Genomic DNA, 18934 nt, shown 5'->3' with positions numbered 1-18934 from the left:
TGTTACTTTCTAGACAGTTAGTTTTGATTGGATAGTTGTTGTGGTTGATTAATTTGATTGGTTAGGTTGTTAGGTTTTATTGTCTTCTTACATTTCCACCTGAGTTATCCACCTCGGATACTTTTTCAGGTTTACCATAGTATATAATATTGGCTCCACTAGTGGCTTTTCCGGTAAATTCATTTTTTGCATGAATTCTAATATTAGCTCCACTGGTAGCCTTTGCTTCTGTTACTAAACTTAATAAATCCTCTGCACGCATATTTGCTCCACTGGTAGCATTAGCTTTATGATTATTTACTTTTCCTGTAAGACCAATCATAGCACCACTAGTTACAGATGTAACAACAGTTTCTGCTTTGATCTTTAATTTTATATCAGCACCACTAGTAGCACTTAGATCAAGATCTTTTTGAACAACTGTTTCTTCAGAAGCAACACTTGCGCCACTGTTAACATGAACCTTGTTTAGTTTATCATAAGATACGTAGATATTTTTTTCGTCTGCCATATAAATATTCTTGTCAGAAGTAATAATCAAGGTATTTCCTTCTACAGTTACTTTTATATGTTTATGAAGATTTTCATTTGCTTCTACGACTACTTTTTTATCCGGGCTCTTGATAAGTATTACATCTAATCCTCTGCTTGCTTTTACAGCTTCGAAATCTTGATTAATAGCTATTTCTTTTTTTACTACTTCTCCTTCACCTTTAATACCATTAAAAGTGATATTACAGGAGCAACATGCTAATGATAAGCATAAGGTTACTAAAATTTTGGCTAGCGTTGTCATAATTGTGTGTTTTAATGTGATTGAACTGTTCGTTTTTTGATTAATTTAATTATCGGTTTTGATGTCTATTCCGTTCTCGTCTATTTTAATATCTACTTCTTCACTTTTGAGTCGCACTCCTTCTTCATTAATTTTAAGTTTAGTATCAGAATCATCTGTGTTGATATTAATATTTACACTATCATCATCTGATTCTTTATATTCCCACTCGTTTTCATCATCTGGGCAATTCTCACATACTAATTCTCCGTTAATTATTTGTAAATACTTTTCTTCTTTATTATCAATAGTGATATAATCATCATACTTCCAGGAGTTGTTATAAGATGATGTATTATCATCTGCAAAAATGGTTACTCCATCGGGTAATGTTAGTATTACTTTAACTTCTTGATCTCTATACTTATTAGCATACTCTGTAATCGCATAACCGTCTAATAATAAAGTTTTATCATCTACTTCGTAGGAATATTTAATGTCTTCGGCTCTAGTAGAGGCTTCTTCATATGATCTTCCTTCGGCTTTCTTTTCGATACTAATGCCTACATTATTATTTCTGTTAGATGGTTTTAAGTATATCTCTATATCTTGAGTAACGATTACTCGATTCCCTTGATTGTCTCTCTTAATTTTGTAATCATGCCTGTGTTGTAAATGTCTTGTATATCGACTATTCTTTTGCATTTTGATCGTAAGTGTATCGCTTTGCGTGATCGGTAACAGTTTTTCTTCTGTAATTACTTCGGCATCATACGCTTCAAGTGTTGCTTGTCTAATGCCTATTATAATTAATCCTATTATTGCAAATATCCAAACTCCTAATAATCCAAGCTTTGCGGCTGTTCCGATAGATTTTAAATTGTTGATTAAGATCTTTAGTCCAAGAATGAATAAAAAGAAAAAAGGAATTCCTACAGCAAAAAATGATAGTAACGATAGTAACCATAGTGGTACTTCTGGGTGGCTACCTACTTCAAAATATTCTACCCATGGCATATCCATGAATCCAAATGTTCCTACTGTAAATAGACCAATAAATAAGCTAATTAATGTTATTCCTGATACTATAATGAGTAGTATACCTATAAATTTTACAAAAATCTTTAGTAAAAAGAGTAACACATCTCCTAATGCATCAAAAAATGTTGTAGAACTACTTTTTACTTTGTTACTATATTTTTGGTAATCTACATTCTTAACGGTATCAGCCACTCCATCGAAACCTTCCTTGATTTTTTTTTCGATATTACTTATGTTTACGGCTTCACCCTTCATTGCCAAAAAATCAGATGTAGTTTTCGCTTCGGGAACAAATATCCAAAAGGCCACATAAATAAGGACAAAAGCACCACTAGAAAAAATAGTAAATAATATCCACGCCAATCTAATCCAAATAGGGTCTATACCAAGATAATGTGATAGTCCAGAACTTACACCTCCTACATAAGAGTTGGTTGTATCTCTAAATAATTGTTTAGATGTCTTAGGCGTTTGATTAGCTGTACTTGGTTCGTCTTCAAATATTTCTTCATCTAATCTATAGTCTTCGGGTTGTCCCATTACGGTGATCACTTCTTCTACCTCTTTGACACCTATGACTTGTTTTTCGTCTTTTATTTTTTCATTAAATAATTCTGCTATACGAGCTTCAATATCGGCAATAATCTCATCTCGACCCTGCGAATCTGTAAAGGAGCGTTTTATGGCATCAAGATAGCGTTGCATTTTTAGATACGCATCTTCGTCTATGTGAAAAAATATACCTGCTAAATTTATATTAACTGTCTTGTTCATTTTACTTCTTTTTTTGTTTGGTTACCAGATTTACAGCATTTTGTAATTCGTTCCAAGTGGTATTTAATTCTTTTAGAAACAATTTTCCTGTTTCTGTTAATCCATAATATTTACGTGGTGGTCCAGATGTTGATTCTTCCCATCTATAGCTAAGTAATCCTGCATTTTTTAATCTTGTAAGTAAGGGGTATATAGTACCTTCTACAACAAGCATCTTTGCATCTTTTAGGGTTTCTAAAATTTCAGCTACATAAGCATCATCGTCTTTGAGGATAGAAAGTATGCAATATTCCAGAACACCTTTGCGCATTTGCGCTTTTGTGTTTTCGATCTTCATAAAACTAATTTTTAAAGGTTAAACTGTTCATTTTTTGATTGATGTTTGATGGTTATTTAAAAAAATATTGATCAGAGAATACAACAGCTGCAATACATACAGATGCTAAAAGATAATTGATGAGATTAAATTTTACAGAGTATTTCTGTTCTTTTGATGTCTTAATGACTAGAAAAAATAGTGTAAAGCTAACTAATAATGGAAGTATCCACGTTCCTAAGCCTAACCACTCACTAATTCTTGCTTCATCATTAGGGTTAATTATAGATACGATCATTGCCATTAACCTGAATAAAAAGGCAAAAAATAGAAATGGGTACCAATACACGTTTTTCGTTTTTTTGATAATATAAAAAAATAGAAACCCGGTTAATATCGTAAAAATTGGTCCTGCTGCACTAACCAATTGATTGTGCCAAACGGTCGAATACTTTCCTTCTATTAAATAGGCAGAGTTTAATGTCATACCCATTTCATATCCTAATAAACTGCCCGTTACAAAGTGCGCTAATTCATGAAAGAAAAAAGACGCCACTCCTGCAAAAAGAGTTGTTAAAATATATGTTATGTTGATAGAAGGGTTCATTTATGTATGTTGTGTTTCGTTTTTTTTACTATTATTTAATAAACCTTATAGAAAGAGGATATCTATATGACTCTCCTTTATTAGCTTTTAACGCAGCGGTAATAATGAAAATGATTTCTAAGAAAAAACCAACCAAGGCTATAATACCTATAAAAGAAGCTCCTATTAATGTTCTAAACCCTCCTGCTTCAGATAAATTGATTGAAAAATCATTGAAATGAAAGAGGTCAGATACAGAAGCGTCACCAAATACATTAAAAATGAAGAATGGAAAAGAAAGCATTCCTAATATTACGGTATATAGTAAAATACTTAATTGAAAGTTAATCGCTTCCTTACCGTTCTCATCTACAAAGTTTGATTTTTCCTTATTGGTTGTCCATAAAAGTATTGGAATTATATAATTTCCAAAAGGAATAAAATACTTTGAAAATGCACCTAGATGCATAAATGTGGCTATATTCTTGTGGTTGTTGTCTAACATTTTTAAAAGTATATAATAGTTTCTTATGCAAATATATGGTTAAAAAAAGGTATTATGCAAAACATAGTACCATAATTTAACATAATTTTAAGATTTTGAATTATTTTGATGCTTGTTTCTTTTGCCTATATTGTAATAACTAAAATTAGAAAATCATGAATATTACTCCGGGTAAGTTAAATACCTTTTTATTTCTAAAATTACCATCTGCTTGGATATGCGGAGTGCGTGTAAAAAGTATTGATAGAGATAACTGTACTGTTAGTGTAAAGCATAGGTGGATAAATCAAAATCCTTTTAACTCTATGTTCTGGGCAGTTCAAGGTATGGCTGCAGAATTAACGACAGGAGCTCTAGTTACAGGATATATACGTAATAGTGGAAAAAAAATATCAATGTTAGTAGCCAATAATAATGCAAGTTTTACCAAAAAAGCAACGGGTAGAATAACATTTGTCTGCAACGATGGCCATTTAGTGGCAGATGCAATAAAAAAGACTATTGAGACTGGAGAAGGACAGACTGTATGGATGAAAGCAGTTGGTACAAATAAAGAGGGAGTAGTAGTATCAACTTTTAATTTTGAATGGACAGTGAAAGTGAAGCATTAATCAAGTGAGTTATAAGGTTCGTTTAAGAATGTGTAACATAATTGAAGTATTGTTTACTCATAAAGTAAATATTCATAAATCAATTTATAGTAAATAGTATGACAGCACACGAAATCGATTACGAAATTATAGGTGAAGAAATGCAATATGTGGAAATAGAATTAGATCCACAAGAAGGGGTTATAGCAGAAGCTGGTAGTTTTATGATGATGGAAGATGGGATTAAAATGGATACCATTTTTGGAGATGGCTCGAATAAAGACAAAGGTGTTATGGGCAAAATCTTTGGAGCGGGAAAGAGGCTTTTAACAGGAGAAAGTTTGTTCATGACAGCCTTTTATAATGAAGTTGTAGGAAAAAAGAAAGTAAGTTTTGCATCACCATATCCAGGAAAAATAATACCTATAGATTTAACTAATTATGGCGGAAAATTTATTTGTCAAAAAGATGCTTTTTTATGCGCTGCAAAAGGCGTTTCTGTTGGCATAGAGTTTTCTAGAAAACTAGGACGAGGATTATTTGGTGGAGAGGGGTTTATCATGCAGAAACTAGAAGGTGATGGTATGGCATTTGTACATGCAGGTGGTACCACAGCTAGAAAAGAATTACAAGCAGGAGAACGCTTAAAAATTGATACAGGGTGTATTATAGGATTCTCTAAAGGTGTAAACTATGATATCGAATTTGTAGGTGGTATAAAAAATACCATTTTTGGGGGCGAAGGCTTATTTTTTGCAACACTTACAGGACCAGGAGTAGTATATATACAGTCTTTACCTTTTAGTAGATTAGCAAATAGGGTACTAGCTTTAGCTCCAAGAGGTGGGGGCAAAAGTAAAGGAGAAGGTAGTATATTAGGTGGTTTAGGAGACCTTCTAGATGGCGATAATAGTTTTTAGCAATGTTAAATAAGCGCTAAAACACTTTTTTTCTAGATATGTTTCACTATATTTGGGTAAACAACTTTAAAAACAGTAAGCTTATTCCTACAATTACTTGTTTAAACCTAACATTTTAAACCCCTATTTGATATATGGCTAGAGCTATGTTTGATTATACCAAGACGGTCCTTAGAAAAGTAAGTTTTGATGTTAATCTTTTTACAAAGGAAGTACTGAAAGCACTAAACAGATTACTTCCACATGAAATTGAAGAACTAAAGATTTGGATTCAATCACTAACAGTGAAACAACCAGAATTACAATCTTGTTTAATTTATTTAAATCAATAACATAAAAAAAGCGACTTTCGAGTCGCTTTTTTAATAATTGTAGTTTTTTAGTATCTAATATATTTAAGGTTTTACCCAAGACTTAGAATAACTATTATAAGTTTTTAGCCAAAGGACTAATAATTTCTACATTCTGAAAAGTAATAGCACCTTTTATAACTCCGGCTATTGTGTTATGTAAAGCCTCTATGATTTGCATTTTTAATTCACTCTTGTTAAAAATAAGGCTTACTTCTCTTGCAGGAGATGGTTCGTTAAAGTAATGAAGATTGCTTTTTTCAGTATTTTTAATATCTAAAGTGTGTAGATAGGGTAGCAATGTCATTCCTAATCCTTCATTAGCTAATTTTATTAAGGTTTCGAAGCTTCCGCTCTCTAATTGAAAATGATCTTCATCATAACTTCTTTTTGTTTTACATAAATTAAGAATCCCATCTCTAAAACAATGACCATCTTCTAAAAGTAACATATCATCAATATCAAGATCAGCAGTGTCAAGTTTACTTTTCTTACTTAACCTATGATTTGTAGGGACATATCCAACAAAAGGTTCATAATACAAAACACGTTCCTTTATTGTATCTATTTCTAATGGAGTTGCCGCAATTGCCGCATCAAGATGACCGTCTTGTAACCGTTCTACTATAGCTTCTGTATGAAGTTCTTCTATTTTAAGTTTTACTTTGGGATATTTCTTAATAAAATTAGTTAAAAACATAGGTAATAGAGTAGGCATTACCGTCGGGATAACTCCTAGTTTAAACTCACCCCCAATAAATCCCTTTTGTTGATCAACAATATCTTGAATTCGTTCACTTTCATTTACAATATTTCGAGCTTGATGCACTAATTTACTTCCTACCTCTGTTAGGGCAATTGGTTTTTTACTACGATCAAAAATAAGAATGTCTAATTCATCTTCTAATTTTTGAATCTGCATACTTAATGTAGGTTGTGTTACAAAAGTTTTCTCTGCGGCTTTAGTAAAGTTTTTATGTTCTGCTACCGCCAATACATACTTTAATTGAGTTATGGTCATAGTTGTGCTATTTTTGGATCACAAAAATAATAAAGCTATTAGTTAAAACTATTAAGGTTGTGGTAAAAATTTATTTTATCTATTTTATTAAGTAAATAATCTTTTGTTACCTAAAATAGGAACTATTTTGGATTAAGTGTATAGTAGTAGTTTTAATTGTCAAGGTTTAAATAATGTAATCCTTATGGTAAAGTATTGAATATTTTACCCATTAATGAGTAGGGTAAACCCGAATTTGATTGTTATATAATAAGTAATTAGGCTTAAACTATAACACAAATTCGTATATCCAAATGTCACTTACTTTAAATGATTATATATTATCTGATTTAGAAGGAGTATCAAATACTCTTTCTTTTCCTAAAGAACGAGACTATCATAGCTATGAGATAGTTGGACTTTCTTACAATACAGAGCTTGTGTTTTTTATAATTTTACCAATACTAGTAATAGGTTTGTTAGGCTTATTTCTATGGTGTTCTACAGAAATTAAAAAGAGAGATCAAAAAATAAAAAAGTATAAGCTAGAAAATAAAATTGCAGATGTACTTTTGAAAAAACAAAAACAAGAACTTGCATTTATTAAGTCAGGAAGAGGAAGAGCGTTAGGGCATTTTTTTGAAACTAAAATGGCAGCAAATTGCGATATGGTAACAGGTTTTCATGAGCATAGTTTAAAATCTAAACCCAAAGAAAAAAAAATAAGCTATTTACCTTTTCATGATATTATAGCAAACCAATTACGACCTTTATATCCAAATTTTTCTGATGCCGAGATACAGCATTGTGTTTTTTTATATTTAGAAATACCTGAAGATAAAACTGCAAAAACGCTTCAAATGCAAATTTCAGAAGTTCAAACAATACGATGCAAAGTTCGAAGCAAAATTCTTAAGAATAATGTTTCAAATTTTAAATCACATGTTAAATCCCTGATGATGAACTAGTCCTGGAGTCCTATCTTTCGCAACCATGATTTACCAAATTATATATACGTCTAAACTATAAACTAGATTTTTTATAGACACCTTGTAAAAAATATGTTCAAATAATTTTCCTTCAATAGTTTAGTTTAATTTAAGTAGTAGTGGGGTTTAACCATAAGTTAAGTTTTTGTTTAGCGTAAAGAACTTTTTTTGCCAACCTTTTCTAGCAAAATGCATACTTTTTGCCAACCTTTTGCATACCTAAAAATTTATTTTTCTTCCTGTCTAAAGAATAGATTTGTCACGTTGATCAACTTGATAATTAATTTTATTTATTAAATCTTTAAACTTAAAATTATGAAAATCTTAAAACCAATAATTTTAGTAGGAGCAATATTAATAATTGTATCCTGTGAAAAACAAACCGAAGAAACACTTCCAACAGAATCGACTCTTATTGATACAACCTTAGACACCGAAAACACTTTTGTCATCACAAAGTCGGGAGATCAAATTTCTGAAGAGGAGTATTTAAAATTAAGAGCTACCAGGTTCAATAATGCTAAGAACAACAGTCATTTTCGTAGAGTTATGACTAGTAGAGATTTGAATAATAATGGAATGAGTGGCTCTGATGAGCAACAAGCCATGGCGAGATATACTACAAAAGCTCCAAAATGGAGAAGAGATCAAAGACAATTCGTAGGTGGTATGAGTTGGACGTTTAGACATGAAAATAGAAATATATGTTCTTGGTATAATTTTCCGCATCGCCCACAATATTTTGCACAATGTAAGGGTAGCGAAAACCCCGCAACTTGGGAGTTACGAAGAAAAGAAGTAAGAGGAGCTAAAGTTCGTACCATTCAAGGGCCATTTACATTACAAGTAATAAACGAAAGAGGACGTAGGGATAGAGCTGTTACACTAAGTGGTAGAGCGTACAGTTATGAAAGATCTACAGAAGAATCTCTTGAATTTACCAATAAAGTAAATGCAAAACTAACTTTTAAAGTATCATCTAAATTTTTGGGTGCTGGAGTTGATTTTGGTACCGAAATAGGTTTTGAAAGTGGAATCAACACAAAAAGAACTAAAAAAGAAAGTAGAACAGATGTTATTAATTGGCAAAATGGAGATGTAGTACCTAAGGGTAAACGTTGCGATTTTAGAATTATAGCTGAAAAAAGAGAGGAAGAAAGAAATTATAGCCTAGATGTACATATCCTTGGAGATGCTAATGTAACATATGTAAAGCCATTTGGTAAGGATCCAGTAACCGTTTTTGAGAGAAATAGTATCTGGAAAGCTTTCCCAAATCATTTTAGAAATATTCCAAAACAAACCTATAAGGTAAAAAGTACTTTTTGGAGGTATTCGAAAAAAAGAGAAAACTGTAGAAATTTATAAAACTTCATAAAACCAACTTTTATTAAAGGGTTGTTCTGGATGTGCTTGCTTTTTTGGGGCAAAGGGGGATTAAAATATCTTAGGACAGCTCTTTAATTTTTAACTAAGAAAACATGAAATCAAATATTATTTCTGGGATTCTGACTACTGTAACAATTTCTTGTATCATTTTATTGGTGATAATGAAGTTCTCTTTAGATACGGCTTTAGTAAAAATAGAAACACTAGAAGATAAAGTTGCATCTATGTCTTTTACAAATAATGTTTATACAGAAACCAGTATAGATAAACCACCAGCACCAAATTTTGAATTGCTTAATAAAGAAGGTGCAATAATTAGTCTTAATGATTTTTCTAACGAAAAAAGAAAAATTTTAGTCTTTGGATCTAAAGACTGTAACTATTGCAAAGAGTATTATCCTGAGCTACACAATTTTTCGAAAGAATATACAAATCTTGATGTAATTGTTATTGAAGAAGGGATTACTGTTGAAGATTTAAAAAAACACTCTAAAGAAAATCAGTATAGTTTTGTGCAATTAGTGGGGACTATCAAAGTGATCAATGATTACCAAGTCGAGTCTACACCCACAACTTATTTATTAGATGAAAAAAATAATATTGTACGAGTAGGGATCATAAATACAAAGCTAGACCTAGAAAGTTTTGTTTTTAAAGTTTAAAAGGCAAGTTAAAAATGTTTTGTTTCGAATCTATTTTTCTCATCCTTCTAGAAGCAATCTGTTATAATAGTAAGAAGCGAAAATTATCTATTAAGAATGTAAAAAGAAAAGACTTTAGAAAATTATAATTCACAACAGAATTAGTTTGTATAGTAAAGAGTTGCTCTAGATGTATATGCTATTATTTTTCGGGTAATAGGGGGTTGTATATATTTATGAGTGGCTCTTTATATTTTAACCAATAAGAATTAAAAAATAAAATTAATCATATTTGATCTAAGTATTCTCTTAGTTTACTATTAGGATTGAGATTAATTTTGTTTTTTGCTCGATGTCTACCACTTTTTACTGTTGCAATAGTTACATGAAGTAATGCTGCAGTTTCTTTTAGTGAAAGCTGCATGTATATAAAAAGACAATGTTTTAGATCTGTCTTAGAAAGACTTGGATGTTTTTGTTTTAACACATATAACAGCCTACTATGCTTTGTCTCTTGAGGTTTTTCGGTTTTATGAGGTATTATAGAATCTATTTTGAGATCGCTAAGCAATTGATCAATATCCTGTTTTATTTTTTCTACATCTTGAGGTGCGCTCTTTTCTATTACTTCAAAGAGTTCATTATTATACTCTGCTAACTTTTTTATCTTTTCTTCTTGAGCAATAAGTGTAGCAGAAAGTTGCTCTGCTTTGATATGTTCATTATAAGAGGAAAGTTCTTGATTTCTATTTTTATGTCTTATAGCTCTTAGTTTTTTTCGCTTTCTTAAATAAACTACTATCAAACTACCTAAACCAATAGATAATACGATCGACATTAATATGGTTTCTTTTTTAGAGAACCTTACAGTATTGGTATTTAAAAGGCGTTTTAAGTTGTTAATTTCGGTTTCTCTTACTTGATAATCATTGGCAATCACTTCTTTATAAAGTCTTGTTAATTTGTTAGCTATTCGAGTCGTTTTTATGGTTTCTTGTTGCGCTAGCATTTTGGTGTTAAAAATCAATATTGCTATAAGAGGAATTCTTAATAGAATAGTTTTTTGTGATTCAAAAACTATGGTTTTCATAATGTCTGGTTTTTTTAGGTTGAAAAGAGTGTAGTTGTAATTTTATTGGCGCGCAAATTTAAGAGTTGAAAGGTAATTTGAGTAGATAGATTGATCAGTTTCTTTTATCTTATTTTAGTTTATATCTATTATTGAGTCTCTATTATAAAGTAATCATGACAGTTTTTTGTATTAATTAAAAACATTTTAAAACGTATTTACCCTACTTTTTTATACAAGTATTTTTTTAAATTAAATATTATCCATTTATAATGTTATAACTCGTTCATACGTTGGCTCATGCATGATTTTGTATCTCCTTATGTATGTTAGATAATTTTCTTTAACATTCTGTTCTTGTGAAAACGTAGTGTTGTATTGTTTGAAATTAGAAGAGTTTAAAATTACTCTCAAAACTTTTAACGAGGATAATAGTGACGTTTGTGATGATTTTTGAGGTGCATTTTTGTGTGAATAATATTTTTAAACTAAATAATTAGTTTGAACTAATTATTTAGTTTAAATTAGTCGCCTTAAAAAAAAGAAAAATTATGTTTTATAGAAGTGTGTTTTTAGTTTTGATTATTGGCTTAATTTCATGTAGTCAAGAAAAAATTAGTATAGCTGGTACAATAGAAAAAATAGATCAAAATTTTGTGAATTTTGATAAACGCGGAAACTTTTCTAAGGAAGTTCTGTTAAATAAAGAAAATCAATTTGTCATTAGCTCCGATAGTCTTAAAAAAGGGTATTACACTATTAATGATATTGTGATTTATATCTCGCCTGGTTTTGATCTAAAAATGAAGATTCAAGGGGATAAGGTTCTTTTTGATGGTATCGGTGCCGAAGAAAATAACTTTTTACAAAAATCAAAATTGATTTATGATAGATACCAAACTACTTCAAGTGCTTTTGATGACCTTATCAAAAAGAATTTGAAGGATTACAAAAAAGATATTCATACAGAAATTGAAGAGCTTAAACGTCTACTTAATAGTTCTGATTTTGATAATAATTTTGTTAGTGCCGAACGTAAAAAGCTAGAAGTATTCTCAGTGTTAGCACTTACAACATATGCTGATAATTATGGCGTTAATCAAGACGCATTTAAGAAGGCTAAATTCATGATTAGTCAAGCAAAAGGAGATGAAATGCGACAACCTGAGTTTAGAAAAAAAATGGATAGTCTTCGTAAAGAAACGTTTAGAAATAAATTGCCGAAGAAGAAAATCGATAGTTTAAAATCGATAGTGGATAAGGACATTAATATTAATGATTCTATATTGTTTTTTGGAGAATCTTTAGTGCTTAATACCATTATAGAAAATAAGTTGAGACACTATGCTAGTAAAAATAGAAGAGCAGATACTATAAATAAAAGGTTTTTTCTACCCAATCAATACTATTATAAAACTTTCATTTTAGATTCTTTTACTTACCCACCTCTTAGAGAATATTATCTCTATAAAACTAGTATTACTGGGATAAATGGAAGTACAGGAGTATTTCGAGAAAATTTTAGACAGTTTTATCTAAAAAATAGTGTTGACAAGAATTATATAAATGTTGTAGAACAGGTGATTAAAGAAGCAAAAAAGATTGAAGTAGGTAATCCATCACCAGTTTTTGAAAATTATGAAAATGTTTTGGGAGGAACGAGTAGTCTTGTAGACTTTAAAGGTAAATATGTATATATAGATGTTTGGGCTACTTGGTGCGTACCTTGTAAAAGGGAAATTCCCTATTTGAAAGAATTAGAGGAAGAATATAAAAATAGCACTATTGAATTTGTGAGTATTTCGGTTGATAAAATCGAAGATCGTGATGTTTGGAAAAAATATATAAACAAAGAACAATTAAGAGGTATACAACTTTTAGCAGATCATGATTTTGACTCTAATTTTATAAAATCATATGCTGTAAAATCTATTCCAAAATTTATACTAATAGATCCTGATGGAAATATTGTTTCTAGTAATGCTCCCAGACCTTCAGATATGAGATTAAAGAAACTTTTTGTGAGTAAAGGTATTGTAAAAGAACAAAGCTAAACTTTAATAAAATTCTTAAGAAAGAACATTGTTGACATTTATTGACAGCATAAATTAAAAAGAGGTTACTTTTTTAAGCAACCTCTTTTTTTTAATTGATATTACATTCTAATTTCCATTTCTAAATTTTCAGAATTCACTTCAAATTTGGCTTCTTGCCATACTGGGGGACCATAACTCATATTGTTGTTCGATATACCATAGTTTTCTTTAGGCATTCCATTATCTTCAAAATCCATTCTATTATTACCATTCTTGTCATGAAAACAAGAAATCGCAAATACTCCTTTAGGGACGTTTTTGAATGTGATGGTAGCTACTCCATCTACAATATTACTTTTTTCACCTTGGATAGGAGCGGCTTTTAAAAATGTACTTTCATCATACAGGCCAAATAGTACTTCACCTTCAGAACTAGTTACATTTGGTACGGTTACAGTAATAGTTATTCCTTTGGTTTCTTCTTGAGCTTGAAGAATAAAATTTGAAATCATTAATGCTATTAATAAGGCAATAGTTTTCATAATATATTAAGTTTTGATGTATAGAATTTGTTTTATTTTGATGATTCAAATGTCTATAAATACGAAGCTTTTGCCCAATCTAAACTACCGAGTTGTCGTTTTAATAGGATGAAATGTGATTAACTATTCACAATTAGGAGTTACATAAAAAAAGAGTGGAACAATTTCCACTCTTTTTAAAATTATATATATTGGTTTTGCTTTTTAGTAAACAAACTGTAAAGCAGTTCTATCTGATCTTGTAAATGGGCGATCACTACCATTACTACAAGCTAGCATCCAAGAACCTGCTTCTGCACCTCTAGGAGTACCAGGAACAAACAATGCGCCGCTTCTACCTTCGGCATCAAAGTCACCACCACAACTAAATGAACGATCGGCAAAATCTGTATGACGGAAACCAATAGCATGACCAATTTCATGTGCAATTACAGTAGGTGTGTCGGCAGGAACATTAGTACCACCAAATATACGAGAGTTTAAAGTGATTGGTGTTGCCGGTCTACTATTTCTAGGAAATCCAGCACTTCTTCCTAAAACAGTACCTCCTCGAGGAGTATTAGGAATGTTTCTTGAAAGTATGGCTATATCAGATCCTCGTTCTCTAAAAGTTCTTCTAAAGGTAACATTTAAGTTCAATTCATTATATCGACTTAGGGCTTCATTAAATGCAGCAACCATATTAGACCCGTAAGAAGAATCTAAATATACATCGATAGTGACATCTCTATTTCTGGGTAACAAATTGGGAGTAACATAATGTTTTTGTTGAATTTCATCATTACTACCTTTATCATTACCTAAAAGATTACTAATCATAGAATCATCTAAAAATATATCACCTTCGACTACGATACCTGATTTACCCTCCATAGTAGCATTATACATTCCTTCAGAACTAAATCCTAAAGATTCTATTTGAGAAGTACGTAATGCTTGTTGGTTATCCTGTCCGTCTTCAAGTTCTGATTGACAAGAAACGAGTCCGGCGATAGCTAATCCTAAAAAGCCGTAATAAACATTTTTTTTCATAATTTTTTATATTAAGAGTTTGTATTAAGGCAGCGAATGTATATAAAAAAATAAAAGTAAATTTTAACAAAATCCAGTAAACACAGGAGGTTTGGGGTGTGGTAAAACCTTTTTTGCAAAACTGTTATAGCATAGAAGAGAATAGAATTGCATTTGTTTATTAATAAACATTAAAAGAATTATATATCTGATTTTAGATTATTTAGGTAGTTATAAATATCAAATTTGATTGTCTTGCAAAATGTACGGTAAAAATGTTAAAATTGAATGTGATTACATTCAATATACTTGAGGTTTAACAATAAAATTTTAACTTCTACTAACAAAAATTAACATTACATTTTGTTAAATTAACAAGGTATTCTAATGTTTTGGTTAAAAATGATAGAAATAGTGTACTTAGAAAACGTGGTTGCTGGTTATGTTTTTGAAAACAATTAAACCTACAGATAAAGTCTAAACCCAAAAACAATAAGATTGTCTACAGTAAAATCTAAATCTTCAGATCTTGTAAAGCCCATTTTCTCATACATATCCCATGCTATTTGCATAGCCTTAGTAGAGTGTATAATTATTTGCTTTTGTTTCTCTGTTTTTCCAATTTCGATGCAAGCTTTTGTCAATAGTCTGCCTATTCCTCTTTTTCTAAAATCATGACTTACGGCAAGTAATCTAAATCCAGCTGCTTGTTTTTCTTTAGTAGCGCTACCACCTGATCCATAATATTGCATGTCTCCAAAGTATACAACACCGCCCATTATATCATTTGTAGAAGAAACGCAAACAAGTAACCTAGCCTTGGGTTTTTTGGTTAATTCACCAATGTTGGTCAACATTTTATAATATTCAGGTATTTCTTGTTGGTTCGGAAAATCTTTTAACTGTGAATACGTAGTAACCATTAGTTCTCCAATTTTTTGATATTCATTAGGTTTGGCTTCTCGTATGATATGTTGTGTATCCGTTTTTTTTGTCATTTTTGATGATCTATTTTGTAGTATTTTCTAATTGATGGTTTTAAAATTAATGAATATTATGATTTAGATCATAAAAATTGATTTTAGTGGCATAAATAGACACTTAACATAAGATCAACCGTTAGCGTCTTATGATTGTTTAACAATGTTTAGTATAGTTTTATGATAGGGTGGATTCATAGTTATTTGTTATAGAGGTAAATATGTTCATATTGGACATGTTAACTTTTAAAACTTTTAAATAATGATGATTAAAAATGTAAAAATCAAAAATGAAAACAGTAATTTCTTTAGGTCGAGTTTGTTTTTTTTAATTTCCGCATTCTTATTGCTTGCGTTTTCTTGTTCTAAAGATGACCCTATTGATGAACCAGAATCTAGTGAACTTTCTGTAAATGCTAAAGTCTCAGGAAAGACAGTAGATAAAGCAAAATTACAGATGGGGAAACCAGCGAAAGATAAATCGAATAAACCCAGTGAAAAATTTAAAGGTATCACACACGATGACGCTAGTTTTTCTAGAGATTCTAAGAATGTTTTGGTTTTTAAAGCAAAAGGTAAGTCAAATCGTTCTGAATTAAGGTATAAAAATGGATTTAGTCAAGATGCTAAAAAAACATTTGAAGCCAAGGTTCAAGTTGTTGGAGAGGGTAAAAAACATGGCGGATTTACTGTTATGCAGCTTCATAATGATATTGGTAGTGGCCCAGCTTTAAAAATAGAGTACCATGGTGATAGTAAAGGAAATGGCTATTTTAAAGCTGATTATCGAACAAAGAATGGTGCTAAGAATAAAACACATCGATTAAAAGATGGGACATCAGGAACATTTAAAATTACTTTTAATAAGCGTACTGTTACAATAAAGGGAGGAGATAAAGACTTTAGCTTTACGGTAGAAAAAAATGGTTGGGATGGTAAATTTTATTGGAAAACCGGTGCTTACAATCAAAAAAGTGGACAATCACATTCAAAAATTTCCAATATAAGTTGGTAATTCTTAGAATTCACTTTTCATAAGTTTAGCAAAATAAATTATTCTATTTTGCTAAACTTATAGATTGTTTATTCGTCTATAACAATCCTCTAGCTTTGATTTCTAAATATTTATTAATTGTATTTATAGTAAGATCTTCAGGAGCCGTAAGAATAGAATGTATACGATGCTTACTTAGTTCATTAACAATCATTTTCTTTTCGTACACGAATTTTTCGGCTATTGTTTTTTCAAAAATTTGTTGCGTTGTTATTGCCGGTATGTCTAATAGAGACTTAAGTTCTGTATTTTCAAAAAAAATAATAACTAATAAATGTGTTTTTGCAATAGCTTGTAAATAGGGGAGCTGTCTGTGTAAAGCATCTAATGTTTCAAAATTAGTATATAGTAATAATAAACTTCGATGTGTGATACTTCGTTTAATGTCAATATATAACCTTGCAAAGTCTGACTCGGCAAAATCCGTATTTACATTATACAAAGTTTCTAGTATTAGACTCATTTGACTTTTTCTACGTTGCGCTACAACAGTGTTTTCTACCTTACGTGAAAAAGTAAACATTCCAGCTTTATCTTGTTTTTTAATAGCAATATTAGAAATAACCAGCGTTGCATTAATAGCATAATCTAATAAGCTTAACTCGTTAAATGGCATTTTCATTACTCTTCCTGTATCAACTACAGAATAAATAGGTTGTGATTTCTCGTCCTGATATTGATTAACCATTAAATGGTTTCTTTTGGCGGTAGCTTTCCAATTGATATTTCGTACATCATCACCGGATACATATTCTTTTATTTGTTCAAACTCAAGTGTATGGCCTATTCTTCTTATTTTTTTTAATCCATATAATTTTAATCTATTTGTAAAGGCTACAAATTCATATTTTTTAAGCTGCAAAAAAGAGGGGTAATTTGGAACCATAGCCTCTGTTGAATATTGTTGCTTTCGAGCAATAAACCCAATTAAGGAGGAAGAAAAAATATTAAGGTTTCCAAAATGATACTCTCCACGCTCTGTAGGGCGCACAGTATATGTGAATTTTCGCTCTTGCGATGGTTTTAATATGGCAGTAATCCCAAAATTTCTTTGTTGAAATTGTATAGGTAGTTCATCAATTATAGATACTTTACTTTTAAATTGGTACCTATTAATTACCGAAAGTGTAATCGTATTTTGATCACCATTGGATAGCTTTTCGGGTAAAATCCTATTGGCTTGTATACCCAGTTTATTTCTGTAGACCAGAAGTATATCAAAAACTAGTAGTATTAATAGAATATAGAATAATAGTTTAGCAACTCCCAATAGATCTTCAAAAAAATAGGAAACAATGAATAATACCGCTATTGAAAAGAATGCGGTAAAGAATGTTTTTTTTAAGTATAAACTTTTAAAAAAGACTTTCACTATCTAGGTATTTCGATTGTTTCTATAATTTGCATAACTGCTTTTTCTGCAGTAAACCCTTCCATTTCGCGTTCTGGAGTTAGTATGATTCGATGTCTTAGTACAGAAGGTGATACTTTTTTGATATCATCTGGGGTAACAAAATCTCTACCATTTATAGCGGCCATAGCTTTAGCTGCATTCATAATGGCAATTGAAGCTCTAGGCGAAGCCCCAAGATATAAGTTTCCGTTATTACGTGTGTTATTTACAATAGAGGCAATATATTTTAATAAATTATCTTCTATAATAATACTTTTAATGATCTCCTGATATTCAGCTATTTGTTTTGCGTTTAAAATAGGTTTAATCATTTCGGTAGCCACGGCACTTTTTCTGTGATGGTGCCCTTCAAGTATTTTAACTTCTTCCTCGACTGATGGATAACCCACATTTATTTTAAAAAGAAATCGATCTAATTGTGCTTCAGGTAAGGCGTATGTACCTTCTTGTTCTATTGGGTTTTGTGTAGCAAACACAAGAAATGGAGCTTGCATTTTATTTTCAATCCCGTCTATAGTTATTTGGCGTTCTGCCATAACTTCGAACATTGCGGCTTGTGTTTTTGCAGGAGCTCGGTTAATTTCGTCAATTAGTATAATATTAGAAAATATTGGACCTTTTTTAAACTCGAATTCAGAAGTTTTTACATTAAATATCGACGTCCCTAAAATGTCACTAGGCATTAAATCCGGAGTAAATTGAATTCTGCTAAAATCTACTTGCATTGTTTTAGCAAGTAATTTGGCAGTTACTGTTTTTGCAACTCCAGGAACCCCTTCTATTAGAGAATGACCATCTGCTAGAATAGAGATAATTAAAAGCTCTATCATATCATGCTGACCGATAATAACTTTACTTAATTCGTCTTTGATTTGTTGAACGGCATCTTGCAGATTTTTTAGATCTATTCGACTGTTAAATTCTATAGGGTTTTCATTCGTTTCTTCCATAA

20 protein-coding genes are annotated in these 18934 nt (G+C 30.7%); 8 read left to right on the top strand and 12 right to left on the bottom strand.

Annotated features, from left to right (window positions below; genetic code table 11):
- Positions 1–76 precede the first annotated feature (76 nt).
- From AWE51_RS22405 to AWE51_RS22385, 5 genes are read right to left on the bottom strand one after another with little or no spacing between them, the layout of a single operon-like run.
- Positions 77–796, bottom strand: a complete 720-nt coding sequence (locus AWE51_RS22405; protein ID WP_066318515.1) for a head GIN domain-containing protein — start codon at positions 794–796, stop codon at positions 77–79.
- Positions 797–841: 45 nt separating this feature from the next.
- Positions 842–2590: a PspC domain-containing protein gene (locus AWE51_RS22400; protein ID WP_066318512.1), complete on the bottom strand. Its 1749-nt coding sequence runs from the start codon at positions 2588–2590 to the stop codon at positions 842–844.
- A 1-nt stretch (position 2591) separates the two neighbouring features.
- Complete coding sequence (locus tag AWE51_RS22395; protein ID WP_066318509.1) at positions 2592–2927, bottom strand: PadR family transcriptional regulator; 336 nt, start codon at positions 2925–2927, stop codon at positions 2592–2594.
- A gap of 52 nt (positions 2928–2979) precedes the next feature.
- The gene (locus tag AWE51_RS22390) at positions 2980–3513 is read right to left on the bottom strand and encodes a hypothetical protein (RefSeq protein ID WP_066318501.1); all 534 of its coding nucleotides are present in this window, start codon (positions 3511–3513) and stop codon (positions 2980–2982) included.
- Positions 3514–3544: 31 nt separating this feature from the next.
- Positions 3545–3997 carry a DUF4870 domain-containing protein gene (locus AWE51_RS22385; protein ID WP_066318499.1) on the bottom strand — a complete coding sequence of 151 codons (453 nt, stop codon included), beginning with the start codon at positions 3995–3997 and terminating at the stop codon, positions 3545–3547.
- A 155-nt stretch (positions 3998–4152) separates the two neighbouring features.
- Here AWE51_RS22385 and AWE51_RS22380 point away from each other — a divergent pair, with 155 nt between their 5' ends.
- From AWE51_RS22380 to AWE51_RS22370, 3 genes are all read left to right on the top strand, one after another.
- Positions 4153–4608, top strand: a complete 456-nt coding sequence (locus AWE51_RS22380; RefSeq protein WP_066318496.1) for a DUF4442 domain-containing protein — start codon at positions 4153–4155, stop codon at positions 4606–4608.
- Positions 4609–4706: 98 nt separating this feature from the next.
- Entirely contained in the window at positions 4707–5507 is an 801-nt protein-coding gene (locus AWE51_RS22375) for a TIGR00266 family protein (protein ID WP_066318491.1), read from the top strand.
- 134 nt (positions 5508–5641) lie between these two features.
- A complete protein-coding gene (locus AWE51_RS22370; RefSeq protein ID WP_066318489.1) occupies positions 5642–5839 on the top strand; it encodes a hypothetical protein in 198 nt (65 codons plus the stop codon).
- A gap of 94 nt (positions 5840–5933) precedes the next feature.
- Here the strand turns inward: AWE51_RS22370 and AWE51_RS22365 are convergent, their stop codons facing one another.
- Positions 5934–6878: a LysR substrate-binding domain-containing protein gene (locus AWE51_RS22365; RefSeq protein ID WP_066318486.1), complete on the bottom strand. Its 945-nt coding sequence runs from the start codon at positions 6876–6878 to the stop codon at positions 5934–5936.
- Between the two features lie 293 nt (positions 6879–7171).
- Here AWE51_RS22365 and AWE51_RS22360 point away from each other — a divergent pair, with 293 nt between their 5' ends.
- The 3 genes from AWE51_RS22360 to AWE51_RS22350 all read left to right on the top strand — a co-directional run bounded on the left by AWE51_RS22360 (position 7172) and on the right by AWE51_RS22350 (position 9897).
- Positions 7172–7825 (top strand): hypothetical protein, encoded by a 654-nt coding sequence (locus AWE51_RS22360; protein ID WP_066318484.1) that lies wholly within the window; start codon positions 7172–7174, stop codon positions 7823–7825.
- A gap of 336 nt (positions 7826–8161) precedes the next feature.
- Complete coding sequence (locus AWE51_RS22355; RefSeq protein ID WP_066318481.1) at positions 8162–9214, top strand: hypothetical protein; 1053 nt, start codon at positions 8162–8164, stop codon at positions 9212–9214.
- 113 nt (positions 9215–9327) lie between these two features.
- On the top strand, positions 9328–9897 hold the full coding sequence (locus tag AWE51_RS22350) for a TlpA family protein disulfide reductase (protein ID WP_066318479.1): 570 nt from the start codon (positions 9328–9330) through the stop codon (positions 9895–9897).
- 265 nt (positions 9898–10162) lie between these two features.
- On the opposite strand, the gene AWE51_RS22345 is transcribed toward AWE51_RS22350, so the two are convergent.
- Complete coding sequence (locus AWE51_RS22345) at positions 10163–10966, bottom strand: hypothetical protein (protein WP_066318475.1); 804 nt, start codon at positions 10964–10966, stop codon at positions 10163–10165.
- Positions 10967–11496: 530 nt separating this feature from the next.
- Between AWE51_RS22345 and AWE51_RS22340 the strand changes: the two genes are divergently transcribed.
- Complete coding sequence (locus AWE51_RS22340; protein WP_066318474.1) at positions 11497–12999, top strand: TlpA family protein disulfide reductase; 1503 nt, start codon at positions 11497–11499, stop codon at positions 12997–12999.
- A 101-nt stretch (positions 13000–13100) separates the two neighbouring features.
- Here the strand turns inward: AWE51_RS22340 and AWE51_RS22335 are convergent, their stop codons facing one another.
- The 3 genes from AWE51_RS22335 to AWE51_RS22325 form a co-directional block, all read right to left on the bottom strand.
- Positions 13101–13523: a DUF2141 domain-containing protein gene (locus AWE51_RS22335; protein WP_066318473.1), complete on the bottom strand. Its 423-nt coding sequence runs from the start codon at positions 13521–13523 to the stop codon at positions 13101–13103.
- Positions 13524–13727: 204 nt separating this feature from the next.
- Positions 13728–14555: a M57 family metalloprotease gene (locus tag AWE51_RS22330; protein WP_082832566.1), complete on the bottom strand. Its 828-nt coding sequence runs from the start codon at positions 14553–14555 to the stop codon at positions 13728–13730.
- A 443-nt stretch (positions 14556–14998) separates the two neighbouring features.
- Complete coding sequence (locus tag AWE51_RS22325; protein WP_066318472.1) at positions 14999–15532, bottom strand: GNAT family N-acetyltransferase; 534 nt, start codon at positions 15530–15532, stop codon at positions 14999–15001.
- Positions 15533–15776: 244 nt separating this feature from the next.
- On the opposite strand from AWE51_RS22325, the gene AWE51_RS22320 reads away from it, so the two are divergent.
- Positions 15777–16529, top strand: a complete 753-nt coding sequence (locus AWE51_RS22320; protein WP_066318471.1) for a polysaccharide lyase family 7 protein — start codon at positions 15777–15779, stop codon at positions 16527–16529.
- Positions 16530–16605: 76 nt separating this feature from the next.
- Here AWE51_RS22320 and AWE51_RS22315 read toward each other — a convergent pair whose 3' ends face one another.
- Both AWE51_RS22315 and AWE51_RS22310 read right to left on the bottom strand, forming a co-directional pair.
- Positions 16606–17940, bottom strand: a complete 1335-nt coding sequence (locus AWE51_RS22315) for a DUF58 domain-containing protein (RefSeq protein WP_066318469.1) — start codon at positions 17938–17940, stop codon at positions 16606–16608.
- Positions 17940–18932 (bottom strand): AAA family ATPase, encoded by a 993-nt coding sequence (locus AWE51_RS22310; RefSeq protein ID WP_066318467.1) that lies wholly within the window; start codon positions 18930–18932, stop codon positions 17940–17942. Before AWE51_RS22310 ends, AWE51_RS22315 begins: the two co-directional genes overlap by 1 nt.
- Between the last annotated feature and the right edge of the window lie 2 nt (positions 18933–18934).

This window comes from Aquimarina aggregata (genome assembly GCF_001632745.1).
GTDB lineage: Bacteria > Bacteroidota > Bacteroidia > Flavobacteriales > Flavobacteriaceae > Aquimarina > Aquimarina aggregata.
Note: the sequence above shows the minus strand (reverse complement) of the source record. Positions and strands in the feature narration are given on the sequence as shown.

Bases quoted from the DNA above. Each gene is read 5' to 3' on its own strand.
- AWE51_RS22405 (WP_066318515.1), bottom strand. From the start codon at position 796: ATGACAACGCTAGCCAAAATTTTAGTAACCTTATGCTTATCATTAGCA.
- AWE51_RS22400 (WP_066318512.1), bottom strand. From the start codon at position 2,590: ATGAACAAGACAGTTAATATAAATTTAGCAGGTATATTTTTTCACATA.
- AWE51_RS22395 (WP_066318509.1), bottom strand. From the start codon at position 2,927: ATGAAGATCGAAAACACAAAAGCGCAAATGCGCAAAGGTGTTCTGGAA.
- AWE51_RS22390 (WP_066318501.1), bottom strand. From the start codon at position 3,513: ATGAACCCTTCTATCAACATAACATATATTTTAACAACTCTTTTTGCA.
- AWE51_RS22385 (WP_066318499.1), bottom strand. From the start codon at position 3,997: ATGTTAGACAACAACCACAAGAATATAGCCACATTTATGCATCTAGGT.
- AWE51_RS22380 (WP_066318496.1), top strand. From the start codon at position 4,153: ATGAATATTACTCCGGGTAAGTTAAATACCTTTTTATTTCTAAAATTA.
- AWE51_RS22375 (WP_066318491.1), top strand. From the start codon at position 4,707: ATGACAGCACACGAAATCGATTACGAAATTATAGGTGAAGAAATGCAA.
- AWE51_RS22370 (WP_066318489.1), top strand. From the start codon at position 5,642: ATGGCTAGAGCTATGTTTGATTATACCAAGACGGTCCTTAGAAAAGTA.
- AWE51_RS22365 (WP_066318486.1), bottom strand. From the start codon at position 6,878: ATGACCATAACTCAATTAAAGTATGTATTGGCGGTAGCAGAACATAAA.
- AWE51_RS22360 (WP_066318484.1), top strand. From the start codon at position 7,172: ATGTCACTTACTTTAAATGATTATATATTATCTGATTTAGAAGGAGTA.
- AWE51_RS22355 (WP_066318481.1), top strand. From the start codon at position 8,162: ATGAAAATCTTAAAACCAATAATTTTAGTAGGAGCAATATTAATAATT.
- AWE51_RS22350 (WP_066318479.1), top strand. From the start codon at position 9,328: ATGAAATCAAATATTATTTCTGGGATTCTGACTACTGTAACAATTTCT.
- AWE51_RS22345 (WP_066318475.1), bottom strand. From the start codon at position 10,966: ATGAAAACCATAGTTTTTGAATCACAAAAAACTATTCTATTAAGAATT.
- AWE51_RS22340 (WP_066318474.1), top strand. From the start codon at position 11,497: ATGTTTTATAGAAGTGTGTTTTTAGTTTTGATTATTGGCTTAATTTCA.
- AWE51_RS22335 (WP_066318473.1), bottom strand. From the start codon at position 13,523: ATGAAAACTATTGCCTTATTAATAGCATTAATGATTTCAAATTTTATT.
- AWE51_RS22330 (WP_082832566.1), bottom strand. From the start codon at position 14,555: ATGAAAAAAAATGTTTATTACGGCTTTTTAGGATTAGCTATCGCCGGA.
- AWE51_RS22325 (WP_066318472.1), bottom strand. From the start codon at position 15,532: ATGACAAAAAAAACGGATACACAACATATCATACGAGAAGCCAAACCT.
- AWE51_RS22320 (WP_066318471.1), top strand. From the start codon at position 15,777: ATGATGATTAAAAATGTAAAAATCAAAAATGAAAACAGTAATTTCTTT.
- AWE51_RS22310 (WP_066318467.1), bottom strand. From the start codon at position 18,932: ATGGAAGAAACGAATGAAAACCCTATAGAATTTAACAGTCGAATAGAT.